Source organism: Bacillus sp. FSL R7-0646 (assembly GCF_037969865.1).
GTDB classification, from domain to species: Bacteria; Bacillota; Bacilli; order Bacillales; family Bacillaceae; genus Bacillus; species Bacillus licheniformis.
Window position 1 is genome coordinate 2117850 of sequence record NZ_CP150217.1, and the last position, 14976, is coordinate 2132825.

16 protein-coding genes and 1 pseudogene are annotated in these 14976 nt (G+C 45.5%); 3 read left to right on the plus strand and 14 right to left on the minus strand.

Annotated features, from left to right (window positions below):
• Window positions 1-5: 5 nt before the first annotated feature.
• Both MKY62_RS10775 and abc-f read right to left on the minus strand, forming a co-directional pair.
• On the minus strand, window positions 6-131 hold the full coding sequence (locus MKY62_RS10775; RefSeq protein ID WP_003182518.1) for a hypothetical protein: 126 nt from the start codon (window positions 129-131) through the stop codon (window positions 6-8).
• 145 nt (window positions 132-276) lie between these two features.
• Window positions 277-2004: an ABC-F type ribosomal protection protein gene (gene abc-f, locus MKY62_RS10780; RefSeq protein ID WP_009328108.1), complete on the minus strand. Its 1728-nt coding sequence runs from the start codon at window positions 2002-2004 to the stop codon at window positions 277-279.
• 453 nt (window positions 2005-2457) lie between these two features.
• Between abc-f and MKY62_RS10785 the strand changes: the two genes are divergently transcribed.
• Window positions 2458-4443 carry a methyl-accepting chemotaxis protein gene (locus tag MKY62_RS10785; RefSeq protein WP_003182524.1) on the plus strand — a complete coding sequence of 662 codons (1986 nt, stop codon included), beginning with the start codon at window positions 2458-2460 and terminating at the stop codon, window positions 4441-4443.
• Window positions 4444-4488: 45 nt separating this feature from the next.
• On the opposite strand, the gene csaA is transcribed toward MKY62_RS10785, so the two are convergent.
• The gene (gene csaA, locus MKY62_RS10790; RefSeq protein ID WP_003182526.1) at window positions 4489-4821 is read right to left on the minus strand and encodes a chaperone CsaA; all 333 of its coding nucleotides are present in this window, start codon (window positions 4819-4821) and stop codon (window positions 4489-4491) included.
• Window positions 4822-5043: 222 nt separating this feature from the next.
• Here csaA and MKY62_RS10795 point away from each other — a divergent pair, with 222 nt between their 5' ends.
• Complete coding sequence (locus tag MKY62_RS10795; RefSeq protein WP_009328107.1) at window positions 5044-6372, plus strand: S8 family peptidase; 1329 nt, start codon at window positions 5044-5046, stop codon at window positions 6370-6372.
• A gap of 51 nt (window positions 6373-6423) precedes the next feature.
• Here the strand turns inward: MKY62_RS10795 and MKY62_RS10800 are convergent, their stop codons facing one another.
• From MKY62_RS10800 to MKY62_RS10810, 3 genes are all read right to left on the minus strand, one after another.
• Window positions 6424-6834 carry a DUF5367 family protein gene (locus MKY62_RS10800; protein ID WP_003182528.1) on the minus strand — a complete coding sequence of 137 codons (411 nt, stop codon included), beginning with the start codon at window positions 6832-6834 and terminating at the stop codon, window positions 6424-6426.
• Between the two features lie 6 nt (window positions 6835-6840).
• Window positions 6841-7440 carry a TetR/AcrR family transcriptional regulator gene (locus MKY62_RS10805; RefSeq protein ID WP_003182530.1) on the minus strand — a complete coding sequence of 200 codons (600 nt, stop codon included), beginning with the start codon at window positions 7438-7440 and terminating at the stop codon, window positions 6841-6843.
• 136 nt (window positions 7441-7576) lie between these two features.
• Window positions 7577-8062 (minus strand): MarR family transcriptional regulator, encoded by a 486-nt coding sequence (locus MKY62_RS10810; RefSeq protein WP_011198034.1) that lies wholly within the window; start codon window positions 8060-8062, stop codon window positions 7577-7579.
• A gap of 170 nt (window positions 8063-8232) precedes the next feature.
• Here MKY62_RS10810 and yqeK point away from each other — a divergent pair.
• Window positions 8233-8825: pseudogene (yqeK, locus tag MKY62_RS10815) on the plus strand (bis(5'-nucleosyl)-tetraphosphatase (symmetrical) YqeK).
• Between the two features lie 64 nt (window positions 8826-8889).
• Here yqeK and MKY62_RS10820 read toward each other — a convergent pair.
• From MKY62_RS10820 to MKY62_RS10855, 8 genes are all read right to left on the minus strand, one after another.
• Window positions 8890-9375, minus strand: a complete 486-nt coding sequence (locus MKY62_RS10820) for a DinB family protein (protein ID WP_003182537.1) — start codon at window positions 9373-9375, stop codon at window positions 8890-8892.
• A 30-nt stretch (window positions 9376-9405) separates the two neighbouring features.
• Window positions 9406-11052 (minus strand): YndJ family protein, encoded by a 1647-nt coding sequence (locus MKY62_RS10825; protein WP_003182539.1) that lies wholly within the window; start codon window positions 11050-11052, stop codon window positions 9406-9408.
• Entirely contained in the window at window positions 11049-11666 is a 618-nt protein-coding gene (locus tag MKY62_RS10830) for a DUF4166 domain-containing protein (RefSeq protein WP_003182541.1), read from the minus strand. Before MKY62_RS10830 ends, MKY62_RS10825 begins: the two co-directional genes overlap by 4 nt.
• Before the next feature lies 1 nt (window position 11667).
• A complete protein-coding gene (locus tag MKY62_RS10835) occupies window positions 11668-12567 on the minus strand; it encodes a DoxX-like family protein (RefSeq protein ID WP_003182543.1) in 900 nt (299 codons plus the stop codon).
• Between the two features lie 242 nt (window positions 12568-12809).
• Entirely contained in the window at window positions 12810-13382 is a 573-nt protein-coding gene (locus tag MKY62_RS10840; protein ID WP_003182544.1) for a TetR-like C-terminal domain-containing protein, read from the minus strand.
• 7 nt (window positions 13383-13389) lie between these two features.
• Complete coding sequence (locus tag MKY62_RS10845; RefSeq protein ID WP_003182547.1) at window positions 13390-14103, minus strand: MBL fold metallo-hydrolase; 714 nt, start codon at window positions 14101-14103, stop codon at window positions 13390-13392.
• An 81-nt stretch (window positions 14104-14184) separates the two neighbouring features.
• Window positions 14185-14658, minus strand: a complete 474-nt coding sequence (locus MKY62_RS10850; RefSeq protein WP_003182549.1) for a GyrI-like domain-containing protein — start codon at window positions 14656-14658, stop codon at window positions 14185-14187.
• Window positions 14655-14936, minus strand: coding sequence for a zinc ribbon domain-containing protein (locus tag MKY62_RS10855; protein WP_003182551.1), 282 nt, complete (start codon window positions 14934-14936; stop codon window positions 14655-14657). Before MKY62_RS10855 ends, MKY62_RS10850 begins: the two co-directional genes overlap by 4 nt.
• Window positions 14937-14976 lie beyond the last annotated feature (40 nt).

A 14976-nucleotide genomic window follows, 5' to 3' on the forward strand; every position in this document is an offset into this window, starting at 1 on the left:
GCCACTCACTCATCCCCTGCCGTGCGAAGCCACAAAAATACTTTTGATATGGCAAACGGGACAAAAAAGACAAAAAAAGCCTGCATCAGGACCAGCCAGTCCGGAAAATAGGAAACAATGGTTTTCCACATGTTGATCACCCTTTTTCATTGCTGTAGTAAGTCCATCATTTTTATCCTATTATTACCTTGGGTGCCAGCTATAATTGGTGGTAATTTAAACCACGTCAAACAAAAAAGAACCATCTGCGTTAAAAACACAAATGGTTCTGTTCATTTATTCTTTTTCTAAAAACGCCCGTTTGCGTTTGGCCAGCTCTGAAAACTCCTGATCCAATTCATGATATTTCGGATCTTGAGGCGTGAGTCCGGCCAACTCTCCAAGAACGGCGGTCATCCGATTTTCGATGCGCAGCCGCTCCTCTTCATCGCTTTTTGCATGGGGCTGTTTCTGTCTGTTCCGATAATCTTTTAATCCGGTTTCGACGCGGGTGATACGACCGTTTTCAAATACAAGGAGCTTCTCACACAATTTGTCTGTGAAGTACAGGTCATGCGACACAATGATGATCGTTCCCTGAAACTCAAGCAATGTCTGCTCAAGCTGCTCCCTGCTTGGCAAATCGAGGTGGTTGGTCGGTTCATCCAGAATCAGCAGATCATAATCTTTTAAAATCATGCCTGCCAGTTTGATTCGGGTCCGCTCCCCGAGACTGAACGTCCCGATTTCATCATGAAAGCGGTTTTCTTTGATCCCCATATTGGCCAAAATCGTCCGCGCATTTGCGATTTCGGCTCTGTCAGACAAATTCAGCACTTCAGCAACTGTTTGGTCAACCCTTAGATCACTGACATCCTGGCTTAAATATGCGGCCTTTACAGACCGGCTTTTCCATAGCGTTCCGGCTGTTGGAGGTTCGGCATCCAACATCATTTTGACAAGGGTCGTTTTGCCGCACCCGTTGTCTCCGATAAGCGCTATTCTCTCGCCGTGTTTGACGTAAAAATGGCTGTCTTTGAATAAAGTACGTCCGTCAAACGCTTTTGTCAGATCTTTTGCTTCGATAATCCGCTTGCCCCTTTTTTCTCCTGATGAAAACTGAAAATTGACAGATGCTGCTTCCTTTGGCTTTTCAGCTTTGTTTTTTTCAAGCTCCTGTTCAAGGCGTTTCAGTTTTGATTTGACTTGGTTGTCAAGCTTTTTGGCTTTTACCCGGTGGTATTCTTTAAAACCAAGCTGCCTTCTTTCTGACTGTGATCCCTGTTTTGTTGAGTCGCGGTGGGCTTTCTGCGACCAATTTTGAAGAGTGGCAATCTGTGACTCGATTCTTTCTTTTTGCTTCTGCTGGACTTCGTATTGGTGCAGGCGTGCTTCGTATAACCGTTTTTTCTCCCGCCGGTATGCACTGTAGTTTCCTTGATAGGTGTGCAAATTCCCATCTTCCAGCTCAAGTATTTTGGAGACGGATTGATCCAGAAAATAACGGTCGTGAGAAATAATCAATACAGCCCCTTGATATTGTTGCAGTTCTTCAAGGAGCCAGCTGATCCCTTTTAAATCCAAGTGATTGGTCGGTTCATCTAAGATGAGAAGATCAGGCATCGTCTTCCAGACGTGTGCCAGTGCAAGCTTCAGTTTTTCTCCCCCGCTCAAATGGCTGAGCCGTTCGGAATTCCAGCTTTGAACCTTTGATAAGCCAAGACTGCTCGTCAACTGATATAATTTCCCGCCCTCGTCGCCTGTTAATATGCTGTTGAAATCATGAACAGAGTACTCAATCGACTGGAGCAGATAGCCGATTTTGAGCGTCCGGTCTGTTTGAACAGTGCCTTTGTCGGCTTCTGCATGACCGCTCAATATATTTGCAAGCGTTGTTTTCCCCGCTCCATTGCATCCGACCAAACCAATCCGCTCATGATTGGAAATGTCAAAATCAATGTTTTTTAAAATCGTTTGCTCTCCAAAGCTTTTTTCCAAGCCTCTTATTTTCATTAAAATCGTCATACCGTTCACCTCTGTTTTTTTTTGGCTGACAACAAAAAACCTCTCGCGGAAACCCGGAGAGGATATCATGCCAAAATATGCATCGTGAAAGCGGTATAAACCGATCCCATTCCATTGCACGACAAAAAACATGCAAAGTCAGAAAATGATGCAAGGTATAAAAGGGCATACTCATCCTATTCTCCAAGTTTCCGTTTTTTCATATTAAAAAAACGATGGAAAATAAGATTACTGCTTCATGTCCCCTATACCTATTCCTTTCACTGTATTTACCGATAAGTATATAAACGGAGGGAAACTTTGTCAACAGTTCTCCAGCCCATTTTCCGTCAATACAGATACTTTCGCCTTTGTTGAGGATTTTGTTTTGAAGCCAAAATTTTTAAATTTAATGCAAAAGTGTGAAAATTGTCCGATATTATTCTCGTAACCTAGAAAAAGGAGTTTTGGCTAATGAAAAAAATATTGGAATGGTTCAAGCATCCATCTCTTTCAAAAAGATTAGCGGTCTCATTTTTATTGATTTTAACGCTCCCTGTTTTAATCCTTTCAGGTGTTTCCTATTATACGGCAGGCGGGTCGATTGAAGATGAAATCATGAGAAGCGCAAGAAACAGCGTGGATCAATTAAACGAAATGATCGATCAAAACATTGAGAAAAAAGCGGATGCTGTTACATATTTCAGTGAAGAGATCAAAGAAAAAACATACAAGGAAAAAGGCCAGACTTCGTTAAGACAAAAGTTTGAACAATACGCCAGGCAAAACAAAGATGTAGAAGCCGTTTTCACAGGCTCTGAAGACGGTGTATACGTGCAGCACCCTTATACGAAAATGCCTGACGGCTATAATCCGGCGGAAAGGCCCTGGTTTAAAGAAGCGGTTGAGAAAAAAGGCGAAATTATCGTTACCGATCCATACACATCTGCCGCTACCGGCAACACGGTCATTACCATCGCCAAACAAAATAAAGACGGGTCGGGCGTCGCTGCGCTCAGCTTGAATATCGACGAGCTGATTAAAGCGACAAACGATATCAAAGTCGGAAAAGACGGCTTTGCTTTTATCTCAAGTGCGTCCAAAAAATATATCGCCCACCCGACGATTAAAGCCGGAACTGAAGGTGAAGGCGGCTGGGTTGATCAAGTTTACGGCAAAGGAAAAGGCGAATTCAAGTATACTTTTGAAGGAAAAGCCAAGCAAATGGCTTTTACGACAAACAAACTGACAGGCTGGAAAATCGCCGGGACGATGTTTTCCGATGAGATAACAAACGCAACAAAGCCCGTCCTTTATATGGCTCTCATCGTCTTTTCAGGGGCTTTGGTGCTTGGCGGAGTTCTCATTTTCTTTATTGTCCGCGCGATTAGCAAACCATTGAATCAGCTCGTTCTATCTGCAAAGAACATCAGCAGCGGCGATTTGACACAGCAAATCGAAGTGCGTTCAAATGACGAATTCGGGCAGCTCGGCAAAAGCTTCAATGACATGGCGGAATCGCTCCGCACACTGATCGGCACCATTCAGGAATCGGTTGAGAATGTCGCCTCCTCTTCTGAGCAGCTGACAGCAAGCGCAGAACAGACGAGCCAAGCGACAGAACATATTACATCTGCGATCGAACAGTTCTCTAACGGGGCTGAAAGCCAGAATGAAAAAGTCGAAACGAGCTCGCAGCAGCTCAGCCAGATGAATGATCATCTGAGCGAAATGACCGAAGTGTCGGAATCAATCACCGAAGCATCGATCAAATCGACAGAAATCGCCGAAACCGGAGGAGAACTCGTTCAGAAAACGGTCGGCCAGATGAGTTCAATCGACCAATCTGTCAAACAAGCTGAGAGCGTCGTCAAAGGCCTCGAAGGCAAATCGAAGGATATCACATCAATTCTCAGGGTCATTAACGGAATTGCCGATCAAACGAATCTATTGGCATTGAACGCCGCGATTGAAGCAGCCCGCGCCGGCGAGTCAGGCAGAGGATTTTCCGTCGTCGCCGAAGAAGTTCGAAAGCTTGCCGCGCAGTCAGCGGACTCGGCAAAAGAAATCGAAGCGTTGATTCAGGAAATCGTCAAAGAAATCGAACATTCTCTCAGCATGTTTCAATCGGTCAACCATGAAGTGCAGTCCGGACTTAAAATTACCGAGAAAACAGAGTCGAGCTTTCACGAAATCAGCGGCATGACGAATGAGATCGCAGGCAAGCTGCAAACGCTCAATGCGGCGGTCGAACAGTTGTCGAATGGCTCGCAGGAAGTCTCCGGTGCCGTTCAGGAAATCGCCGATGTATCAAGGGAAAGTACAGCTGGAATCCAGGACATTGCTGCATCAGCGGAAGAACAGCTGGCTTCAATGGAAGAAATCAGTACATCCTCTGCCACGCTTGAGCAGATGGCGGAAGATCTGCGAGAATTGACGAAAAAATTCAAGGTGAAATAAAAAAGAGAGGCTTCCTTCATTTAGAGGGAGCCTCTCTTTTATGTATCAGCTGATCTTCGTTCCATTGGGCGCTTCTTGATCAGGGGCCAGCAATATAACATCGCCTTTTTCCGGTACGCCTCCAAGAACGAGAACTTCCGATTTAAACCCGGCAATCCGCCGCGGCGGAAAATTGACGACTGCCGTCACCTGCCGGCCTACAAGCTTTTCAGGCGTATAACGCTTTGTGATTTGAGCGCTCGAACACTTGACGCCAATCTCTCCGCCAAAATCGATTTCAAGCTTAATGGCCGGTACCTTCGCTTCCGGAAACTCTTCTGCTTTTAAAACTGTTCCAACCCGAATATCAAGCTTTAAAAAATCTTCGATTGTTGCCATGAACTCAGCTCCTTTGGCCGCTTTCTAAAGGGTGATATTGACATGACTAGAATATCATGTATTTTGATTCGTTTAAACCCTGGACTTCCGCTGCATTTTATAGAATCGAGTAGTAAACAGGCCTTTTTTGCCGCCGTTTTAGGACAGCCAACTTTACGGGAACCGCCTCTCATTCATAGATTAAGAGGAAGAATAAACTATAAGAGATGAGGTGGAGCTAGAATGTTCGGTTCCTACATGGTTCAAATGGTAAGGTCCAACGCCCATAAGCTGGACCGGCCGCTGAGAGAAAGCGTGCTGAAACTCTATAAACCTTTTAAATGGACGCCTTGCTTTTTACACGGTTTTTTCGAAAAAATATTAATGAAAAACAAAAAAATACCAGTCATTATTGAATTTGAAAAAGACTGTCAGCATAAAGGCTATCAATTAGTCAATGAAATGATCGGCAGCAAAAGAAGAAACAAAATCAAGCATCGCTTCTCCAACGTTAGCTGCTGCAGCGCTGAAGTCACCCCTTCTTCTTTGCAATCGCTTCTATCTGAGTGCGGCGACATTCGCAAAATTTATTTAAATCGCAAAGTAAAAGCGCTCCTCGACGTAGCGGTTGAATCAAGCCATGCCAAAGAAGTGGTCAGAAACAATCAGACGCTGACAGGCAAAGGAGTGACAGTCGCTGTCATTGATACGGGCGTATACCCTCACGAAGATCTTGAAGGCAGGATCAGGGCTTTTCAAGACTTTATCAACCAGAGAACAGAACCCTATGATGACAATGGGCACGGCACACACTGCGCCGGTGATGCTTGCGGAAACGGAGCGGCCTCATCGGGTCAGTACCGCGGACCTGCTCCTGAAGCAGAACTTGTCGGTGTAAAAGTATTGGACAAAATGGGATCCGGATCGCTCGAAACCGTCATTCAAGGCGTAGATTGGTGCATTCAATTCAATAAGGAAAATCCTGATGATCCGATCGACATTATTTCAATGTCATTGGGTGCAGAAGCCTTGCGCTACGAGAATGAAGAAGAAGATCCAGTCGTTAAAGCTGTTCATGCAGCATGGGACGCAGGCATTGTTGTATGTGCGGCAGCCGGCAACTCCGGTCCTGATGCGCAAACGATTGCCAGCCCGGGTGTCAGCAGCAAGATTATTACAGTCGGAGCCTTGGATGACAGGGATACAGTCAGCCGGGAGGATGACGATGTCGCCTCTTATTCAAGCAGAGGGCCGACAATCTATGGTCAAGTCAAACCGGACTTGCTGGTACCGGGCACAAATATTACGTCGCTTCGTTCACCCGGATCTTTTCTCGATAAGCTGCAAAAAACAAACAGAGTCGGCACAAAATATATGACATTGTCCGGAACCTCGATGGCTACGCCGATCTGCGCAGGAATTGCCGCACTTATCCTTCAGCAAGCCCCGGGCACAGAACCTGATGAAGTCAAACAGCTGCTAATGGACGGTACCGATTTATGGAAAGATCGCGATCCAAATGTTTACGGTGCAGGGTACATCAACGCAGAACAATCGGTGCCGCAAGACTAAAGACCGTTCGCCCGTTTTTGCAATAAGCGGGCGAATCTTACATAAAAATATTTAAACTGCAGACCTTCTTTTTTCAAGGATGAGCGGTATCGTCAAATACATGGCATACGCGAAGACCATCCAAACCGCAAACCCAATCATCTGGCCATCTGAAAGCGCCGGGAAGATCAGCGAATGATTCCATAAAGAAAAAGCGTCGAGAAACAAACCGACAGCCGACCCCACAATGCCAAGCTTAACCGCCGCAAACCTCGTTTTGTCAACCCGCCGATAAACGAGCATCACGGCATATAAAAGGGCAAAAGTTCCGGCTTCAAGAAGCAAAAAGCGGAGCATAAAACCATCTTGGCCGGGTTCTGTAAGAACCGCACTGCCGAACAGCATAAAAAATACGGTGGCGCCAAGCCAGACAACGATTGAAAAAACAAGAGCCAAACCCAGCTTTTCAGTCAACTTACCCATCCCTTTTTACTCCCCTCCATGCTGTTTAACAGCGGTTTCCGTCAGCATCTGCAGCACAGCTTCTAATTCCCTGTAGATTTTTTCAGGGGAAAATCCCGGAGACATAAGCGACTGAAGTGCAAGACCGTCGATTAGTGCGTTTAAAAGAATGCCCCACGTGCTGAAAGAAACCCCGTCAACAGGAGAACGCTTCCACAGGTCGGAAAGCTGTTCTGCCAACACCGCATTTTCCTCTTCGAGAAGTTCGCCGAGCTGTTCTTTTATCTTTTCATTTCGAAACCCTAAAACGGCCAATTCTAAAAAAAGCTGATGATAATACGCATCCTTCAGTGTTCTTGATTTCGCGGAAGACAATCCGTCTTTTATCCTTTCGGCAGCGGGCTTTTCATTTGCTTTCAATCGCTCCCACGACGCGCGGCATAGGTCGCGGACCACTTCAAAAACAAGCTGCTCTTTTGTCCGAAAATGATAGTAAACAGTTCCCTGTGTGACCTTTGCTTCTTCAGCGACCGCCTTTAGCGTCAGTTTGTCCAGGCCATGTTCGGCAATGCGGCGCTTAGCCGCCTCAATCAACGTTTCTTTTGATGTCACATTTGGCCTTGCCATTCGGTTCACCTCTTAGTTATTCAAATAACTAACTTGATGGTTTAACTATAATATGGAAAGTATTTCTTGTCAATCGATTTTCTTCTCTCAGCCATAGATTTTTAAGTTTACATAATAATATTATTGTTAGATTGAATTAATGCTTCTTATCCGTTTCTGTCATAAACGTCAGCCCTTGAAGGAATTTCAAAATCGCTCCCTGTTCTGCTGTTGAAAACGAATCGAGAAATCTGCTAAACTGATCCGCTTTTTGCTGATGGAGCTTTTCATGAAGCTCAAACACTTGTTTTCCGCTGGGCGTCAGCCTGAAGTATATCTCTTTTTTGTTGTCCGTCAATTGAAACCGTTTGATGAGGCCTTCTTTTAACAGCTTTGAACTGATTTTTGTAATATTTGCTTTTGATAAATTCATTTTTTTTGCGATGCCGGTGTTGTTGATCGGTTCATCATGACCGATACAGCTGATGACATGGATGGTAGTCATATTCCCCGGGAGCCGTTTAACATCAGATTCTGCCGCCTGCTTTAAAAATGCCTTGAGATCTGTATCCGCTTTTTGTTCGTTCAGGTGCAGGAGTTTAACATACATATCATAGATCAGCTGTTTTGTCAGTTCAGACATAGTCAATGGACAGTCCCTTCTTTTTATTTTCCGGTTAACAAAATATTTTAATAGTTTATTTCAGGATTTGTCAATATTATGATAAGGTGAAATCAGATAACAAATGTGTTTTGTTTATCATGAAACAACACCAAAAAGGAGAATCGCTGATGAATATTGAAGGAATAGAGATGGAAGTTCGCTGCACAGGCGATGTATGTTCAGATGCCCTTGAATTTTTGAGACGCCATAACCACGAAAAAACAGCCGAACATTCGATAAGGGTGAAACAAGCGGCAGAAAGATTGGCAAATCGTTTTCATGTTCCTGCACAAAAAGCTGGTATAGCCGGTATGATGCACGACATCAGGGGTGTCATCCCTAATGAAAAAAGAATTGCGGCTGCTGAAGCGCTCGGTATTGATATTCTGCCCGAAGAACGGATATTCCCGATGATCATCCATCAAAAGCTGTCGAAAGTGATGGCGCGGGACCTGTTTCAGGTGGCGGATGAAGATATTTTAAATGCAATAGAATGCCATACGACGCTTAAAAAAATCCTTCCCAGCTCGACCTTGTCCTGTTTTCAGCGGACAAAATAGAATGGGATCAGACGGGGACTCCGCCTTACATCCAGGAGCTTCATGAAGCGCTTGAAATTTCTCTGGAGCACGGGGCGTTTGTTTATATTCAGCATTTGTGGAAACAAAAAGATAAACTGAAAGTTGTCCATCCCTGGCTGAAAGATGCCTATTACCACCTAAAAGCAAAAATCGAAGCTTGACCTCAGGCAAGATTACGGCTTGAAGAGGTGACCGCCTTAAGCCGCAATCTTACTTGTAACTCCGTTAATTCACGCCTTTTGAAGCATCCCAGATTTTCAGCTGCTTTCTCATATGGACGATTTGCCCCAAATGATAAACATTATGAAGAATGAGGCAGGACAAAATCTCCGCCCAGGTAGAATGCGGATCGTGCTGAGCCGGTTGTTTCAGCATCTCCTCTTCGCATTCCGAAAGCGCATCGATCCATTCGGCATAGATCGTATTCAGTTCCTGCCGGCTTTCTTTCCAGCCAAGTCCGCTTTTGTTTACAAACGTATCATCGATCGTATAATCAAAAGCCGGAACGGGAATTCCTTTAAACCGCTTTAAATAGCGCTCGTTGTAAAAAATCAAATGGTTGGCAATTTCTAAAATCGAATTTTCCGAACCTTCCCCTTTTTGCCTTGCCTGGCTTTCCGTGAGATCAGCGGCAGCCGTTTGAAAACAAACAAACCAAGTCGTTTCGTTATAGCATGCTTTAAACTGTTCAAGCAAAACGTTTTTTAGCATAAAGACCCTCCAGTTCGATTCGATTTTTGCCTAGCTTTCATTTGCTATTTTCGCCCTTTTCACGGCAGAATCCTTTTTTTCAATATGATATTGAATGTCGAGAAACCGTATGCCGAACAGCCACATGCGGTGATGGGCGCAGAGCCTCTTTCGTCCCTGCTCTTTAATGATAAAGCGTTCGGCGAGCGGCAGTTTAAACGTTCCTGTTCCGGTCGAAAGGAAGATGCCTTCATCCCCACGGTCAGATCGTTTATCACTGCTCGTCAAAATCAGGCAGCCGTCCTCTGCTTTCGGCTTTAAAATGCCTGTCATATTGGAAAACGGCAATGGCAGCGCGATATTCATATATGTGATGTGATCGTGGGTATGAGCAGAATAAAGCGCCACAAACACAGTCTCGCCTACCTCGTTCGTTCTGATCCAGGCGCGCACATTCTTCCTTCCGTCTCTGGCTGAATCAACACCGATAATCTCTCCGTCCATCGTTTGCCGTCCGGTCTTAGTCCCCAAATGAATTTGTCCTGTCTTTCTTGAAATCAGCTGGTACATGTGCGCGAGCGGTTTAAACCATGGACGCCAGGAGATCTCCGCTGTTAACGAATAATCGGCAGTATGCTCATAGAAATCGAGAATAAGAGGAGAAACCTTCTCAGGCTGAAATCCTTTGCTCTGAAATGCGCTCATATCATCGGCAAGACCTTGGTAAGACGAATCGGTTTGTAATCGGTGTCTGTGTAAAAAATCGGCTCCGATCTTCCAAGTGCCGTAAATGTTGCTCATCGTTTCGCCTTGCCTCCTTTCACAGCCCGGCCCAGGGGATTCAAGGCGCCAGCCGGTCAGCGCTGGAATGATGACGCCAAAGGCGTTGACAAGCCCGTGAATCCAAATCATTTCCTGGATTGTAAAAGTCGTCCGGCCGCGAAAAACGCCGTAAGAGTAAATGAGTGAAAAAGCAATGGTGATCATTAATGTAAAAGACGAAAAGATAACAAAGCGGCGAGCCGCGCTGTTTTTGAAGGCCGTAATCGAGGCGAGAAAGCCGCTTCCGTATAGGGCCGACAAATACAGCGCAACAGCGATGACATCAATGGTTTTCGAAAACGATATGCCGATGGCAATGAACAGCGGAGACAGCATGATGAGCCATGTCACCGCCGCATAAAGGAGGCCTTTCTTTTTCAGCTTCCTTCCGAGCATTCCATTAAAAATCGGAATGAGAAATGCAGAATAATGAAAATGTACCGCTGTCAGCAGCACAATCAGCGGGCTGAAATCCATGACCTGGAGATTCAGCGTATAAGCAAAAAGCCACCCCCCTCCAAAAGGAAGGTAAAGCAGGCCGCTGTCAATCGATGCCTCTTCAAGGCTCCTTCCTTCTCTCTCCCAGAGGCGAAGTGCCCCGTATAAGGCGATCATCCCCGTATAGCATAGCCAAACCAATGAAAAAAGCGGGGAATGGAACAGCAGTGATAGCGATGCCGAACAAGCCGCATAAGGAAAACAGACGCTGATCAGCCGAAACATCCCATTTTCATGCTGAATGAGATCGAGCGCAGCCGGAACAAAAAACAGCATTGATAATAAAAGAAGCGCCTCTGCCGCCGGGATATCCGGCGCTTTGCCGATGAAAAAAACCGCGTAGCAAAGAACGCTTACAAAAAAACGGCGGGCTTTCATGCCGTCTCCTCCTCCCTGTTAAACGTTCCTCTGTAGGCAAACAGCGTTCCGAACAGCGGGTTTTTCACATGAACGTCAATTGTAAAACAGCCTTTTTCTTCGTCATACGATTCATTCACGCTGGAAATACCGTATAAGCACTTTGGAAGGGGCAGCTTTTTTCTGAATAAAGGCAGCCATTGTCTGACAGAAGTAATCGATAATGAGCCGTCGGCCTCCGCCTTAAACCGCAGGCTTGAGATTAAGATTGGCGGATGCCCGAAATAGTCGATGATTTCAACACGGCTTTTATCATAGATCATGACAGCATCGAAATGCCTTTGTTTATCCTGAAAAAAGAAAGTCCTGTTCCAAACGGCTGCCGGTGTATCATTTTTCGTCAGCCGAATGTGATTTTCAATCGTGAACGGAACGTTCCTCCCCCTTTCGGGAAAAAAACAGCGGAAGACCGTTCCCGCTTTGAACAACAGTCTGACCCAGTATGAACCGCCGGAAATTTCCGTCATCACTCCTTTTCCTTTGAACACGTTTTCTTGAGTGAGCTGATACCGCTCCTTGAGTTTTGGGTGGAGAAGGTGAAAATCCTCGATCACCCGTTCATACATCGAAATCAAATCAACGCCTCTTTCTGATCGTATTTCCCGCGTTTGGAATGCCGCAAGCGCTCACATAGCCGATAACGGACAAGATGATAAGTGCGGCATTGAGCACGACCGGGTTAAAAGGTTCGGCAAAAGATGCGATATCAGCCATTCCCGCGGAGGCAGAAAGCAGCACAAGCAGGACGATATGCAGAAGAAACCACTTCCTTTTCCGAACAGGATAAAGCCATAACACGCCGACCATCACCTCGGCTAAACCGATAAGCCTCAGGAGCGTTTCGGGATGGAAACGGCCGCCCGTAAAAGCCGAAAGCATGCTGATTTCCCCAGGGTGAGCCATGATGAGCTTTGGAACAAGCCCTTGGTAAATCCAGACGAAAGAAAACAGCAGACAAACGAGCCAATAGACCAATGTTTTTTGAAAAAGCAGCCTTGGATGGAGCCCTTTTTCAAGCCAAATCTTCAGTGCATCAAAACTCCAGGCCGTCGCCCAGCCGAGGAGCGGCCTGAATGCCATATCTGCAAGCCGGCCCAGCCTACCGTAACGGGTGTCATAATCGTATTGTGTCATAAACGTGATTCCGGTTTCGCTCTCGCTGTATTTCCAATATCCTCTTCCTTCGCGAATGACAGAAAGCGGGTGGTTTGTAGCGAACTTGAGTGACGAGACTCTGTCTCCAGTATCTTGAAATACGTTTCCGGCAGACTCCCCGGTGCCGGAGATTTTTAAGCCGAAGCCGATTCTCGTTTCGTATAAGAACCTCTGAGGTTCACCCGGTCTGCGCTTTAAATAGGTAATGTCCGTAAATCGCAAGTCCCATTGCCGATGGAGGGTTGGGTCTTGGGTATAGCGCCATAGCCGCTCCATTTCTGCCTGGATGGATATTTCTACATAAATTGGAGTTTTTTTCATTGTGCACACCCTTTTGTGAATATATTCACAATGATAGCATAACATGGAACACACGATGTGTGAACCAATTTTTGCATATCAAGTCTCTCTTTGCCGACATAAAAAAATCCTCGGCTGTTAGGCCAAGGCAATTAGTGGCTGGTTAAGCCTTCTCATACCTATGACTCAAAAAATGGAAGAGCCATACGACAATCATACTAAATTTTCGAAAAAATGTAAACAATTAAGAAAAATCCTCTTGTTTATTCGGTCTGATAGACAGCAATGCCTTTTAAGAAGACGCGGATTGTCAGATCAAGACTTTCTTCTACATCATAAGGAAGACCGAACGCATCGTGTTGCCTGAGTGCGGCAAATCCATGCAGGATGCTTCTCAAGCCTCTGACCGCATGAATCGCGGCTTCATCATCTAAATGATAGTCTTTCAGAACGGAAAGCACCAAGGCGAGGACTCTGTCTCCAGCCTCGTCAAGCCGTCCATCTTCATCGGGCATTGCAATAAAAGTTGCTTCATAAAGCCCCGGTCTGTTTTTGGCAAAAGCGAGATAGGCATGAGCCATTTGGCTGACAGCCTGATCCTCTTCGGCTCTCTGGATAGCCGAAGCCATGTTTTCATAAAGAATCGTCAAGCCGTAAAGTGCGAGTTCCTTCCGTAAGTCGTTCAATCCTTTTATATGATTGTACAGAGACGGAGATTTGACATTCAGCCTTTTGGAAAGTGAAGCAAGCGTCACTTCATGAATGCCTTCCTCATCAGCCAGAGCTGCAGCAGCTTCCAATACTGCGTCTTTATTCAAACCGATTCGCGGAGACAAGATTCCTTCATCCTTTCCTGTTTAATTTGATGTATGCTTCGTTTACCGCTTTTTTCATCGCTTGAGCCGGATCATGGACAAGATCGCCGTGGCCGGCGGCAAGCGCCTTTGGTTTTAAATCTAACAGCTTTTGTGCGCTTTCTAAAGCGATTTCTTTGTCCCATGTGGCCAAAGCCGGAAAAGGAAATGAAAGCTTTAAATGCCCCGATACCGTCATGCCGCTTCGCGTATGGTACGCATCACCGACTATGAGAAGGCCGCTTCTTTCATCAAAAAACGAAATGCTGCCAGGCGTATGCCCGGGTGATGAAACAGTCAGCAATGAACCGATTCTGTCTCCTTCCTTTAAAAAGATATCAGGATTTGTCTTGATGTTTTTCGGAACGCCTCCTTTGATTATTCCGCGCTCCCCTTCCAGCATCTTTGTATCGCCTTTTAACAGACGTGCATCCCGTTCAGATATTGACACCTTCACACCCGGAAGGCTGTGGTACAGCGCGTCAAGCGAACCGACATGGTCGCTGTGGGCATGGGTCAGCAAAATCCGCTTAATCGGCTTGCGGAGGTGATCCGCAGCCTTTAAAATCCCGGTTTTGCTGATCGGAATCCCTGTATCAATTAATGTTAGACCGTCTTCTTCATCGGCTAAATAACAGTTGACAGGAAATATGTGCGGAAAAAAAGTCAGCTGGTAAACAGATTCAAATCGGGTCATCCTCATAACTTCCACCTCTTCCATCAAAATAAAAAACTAATACCGTTAGTTTCCATTTTAAAACTAACAGCATTAGTTTTACAAGCTTTATTTTTTTCGATCGACAGCAATATAAATGGCAACTTGAGCATTTTCGGGATTCACTGCTTGTTCACCATAAACTTCATAATCTCCGGTATATGTACGGAGATTTTTCTCAGCCCATGTCCAAATCTCCTGCCAAGTCTCAAACACGACCTCTTCGATCCTCCCCCGCCTTGAAACAAAAACGGCATATTCGGATGCAGGGAGCGAAATCACATTGGCCGCTTTTTCATGCTGATCAGCGAACGTACCGATTGAAAATGTATACGCCCCATATTCTTCCGACTCATAATCTGAATAAAGCGCAATCGTATCTCTCTTCATGTCCTGGCGTTCCTTATGCGGAAATCTTTCACGGTATAAACTCCACATGGAAGGAATTTTACCTTTTTCGGTTGCTTCATTTTGGTTGCTTGTTACGGTGGATACCCCGCTGAATAACTTTGCCTTCTGTTTTTCGAAATGAGAAAAGCTCATCTTCCCTGCCCGCCTTCCGTTTGCGCCGCCGCCCATCGTTTTAAATAAGGGAGTGTCCGCGACAAAAGCGCTCTCGCTTCGGCCTCGGTTTTTCCCTCTTCTTTTATATAAGGCACACAGATTTCGATCATATCTTTCAATGTCGCATCTGGATGAGTATAAGCTCCGTTTTCATAGCAGTAAATGCAGTAGTCACGACTGTTCCCCCCGTCTTTTTCTGTGCCGAAAAGTTCGCTTGTCATCGGCATGCCGCAGCTTTGGCAAAAATAATGTTCCATGTTTCATTCCTCCTTTTTCTTCATCATACAAAAAGAAACC

Bases quoted from the DNA above. Each gene is read 5' to 3' on its own strand.
- MKY62_RS10775 (WP_003182518.1), bottom strand. From the start codon at position 131: ATGTGGAAAACCATTGTTTCCTATTTTCCGGACTGGCTGGTCCTGATG.
- abc-f (WP_009328108.1), bottom strand. From the start codon at position 2,004: ATGACGATTTTAATGAAAATAAGAGGCTTGGAAAAAAGCTTTGGAGAG.
- MKY62_RS10785 (WP_003182524.1), top strand. From the start codon at position 2,458: ATGAAAAAAATATTGGAATGGTTCAAGCATCCATCTCTTTCAAAAAGA.
- csaA (WP_003182526.1), bottom strand. From the start codon at position 4,821: ATGGCAACAATCGAAGATTTTTTAAAGCTTGATATTCGGGTTGGAACA.
- MKY62_RS10795 (WP_009328107.1), top strand. From the start codon at position 5,044: ATGTTCGGTTCCTACATGGTTCAAATGGTAAGGTCCAACGCCCATAAG.
- MKY62_RS10800 (WP_003182528.1), bottom strand. From the start codon at position 6,834: ATGGGTAAGTTGACTGAAAAGCTGGGTTTGGCTCTTGTTTTTTCAATC.
- MKY62_RS10805 (WP_003182530.1), bottom strand. From the start codon at position 7,440: ATGGCAAGGCCAAATGTGACATCAAAAGAAACGTTGATTGAGGCGGCT.
- MKY62_RS10810 (WP_011198034.1), bottom strand. From the start codon at position 8,062: ATGTCTGAACTGACAAAACAGCTGATCTATGATATGTATGTTAAACTC.
- MKY62_RS10820 (WP_003182537.1), bottom strand. From the start codon at position 9,375: ATGCTAAAAAACGTTTTGCTTGAACAGTTTAAAGCATGCTATAACGAA.
- MKY62_RS10825 (WP_003182539.1), bottom strand. From the start codon at position 11,052: ATGAAAGCCCGCCGTTTTTTTGTAAGCGTTCTTTGCTACGCGGTTTTT.
- MKY62_RS10835 (WP_003182543.1), bottom strand. From the start codon at position 12,567: ATGAAAAAAACTCCAATTTATGTAGAAATATCCATCCAGGCAGAAATG.
- MKY62_RS10845 (WP_003182547.1), bottom strand. From the start codon at position 14,103: ATGAGGATGACCCGATTTGAATCTGTTTACCAGCTGACTTTTTTTCCG.
- MKY62_RS10850 (WP_003182549.1), bottom strand. From the start codon at position 14,658: ATGAGCTTTTCTCATTTCGAAAAACAGAAGGCAAAGTTATTCAGCGGG.
- MKY62_RS10855 (WP_003182551.1), bottom strand. From the start codon at position 14,936: ATGGAACATTATTTTTGCCAAAGCTGCGGCATGCCGATGACAAGCGAA.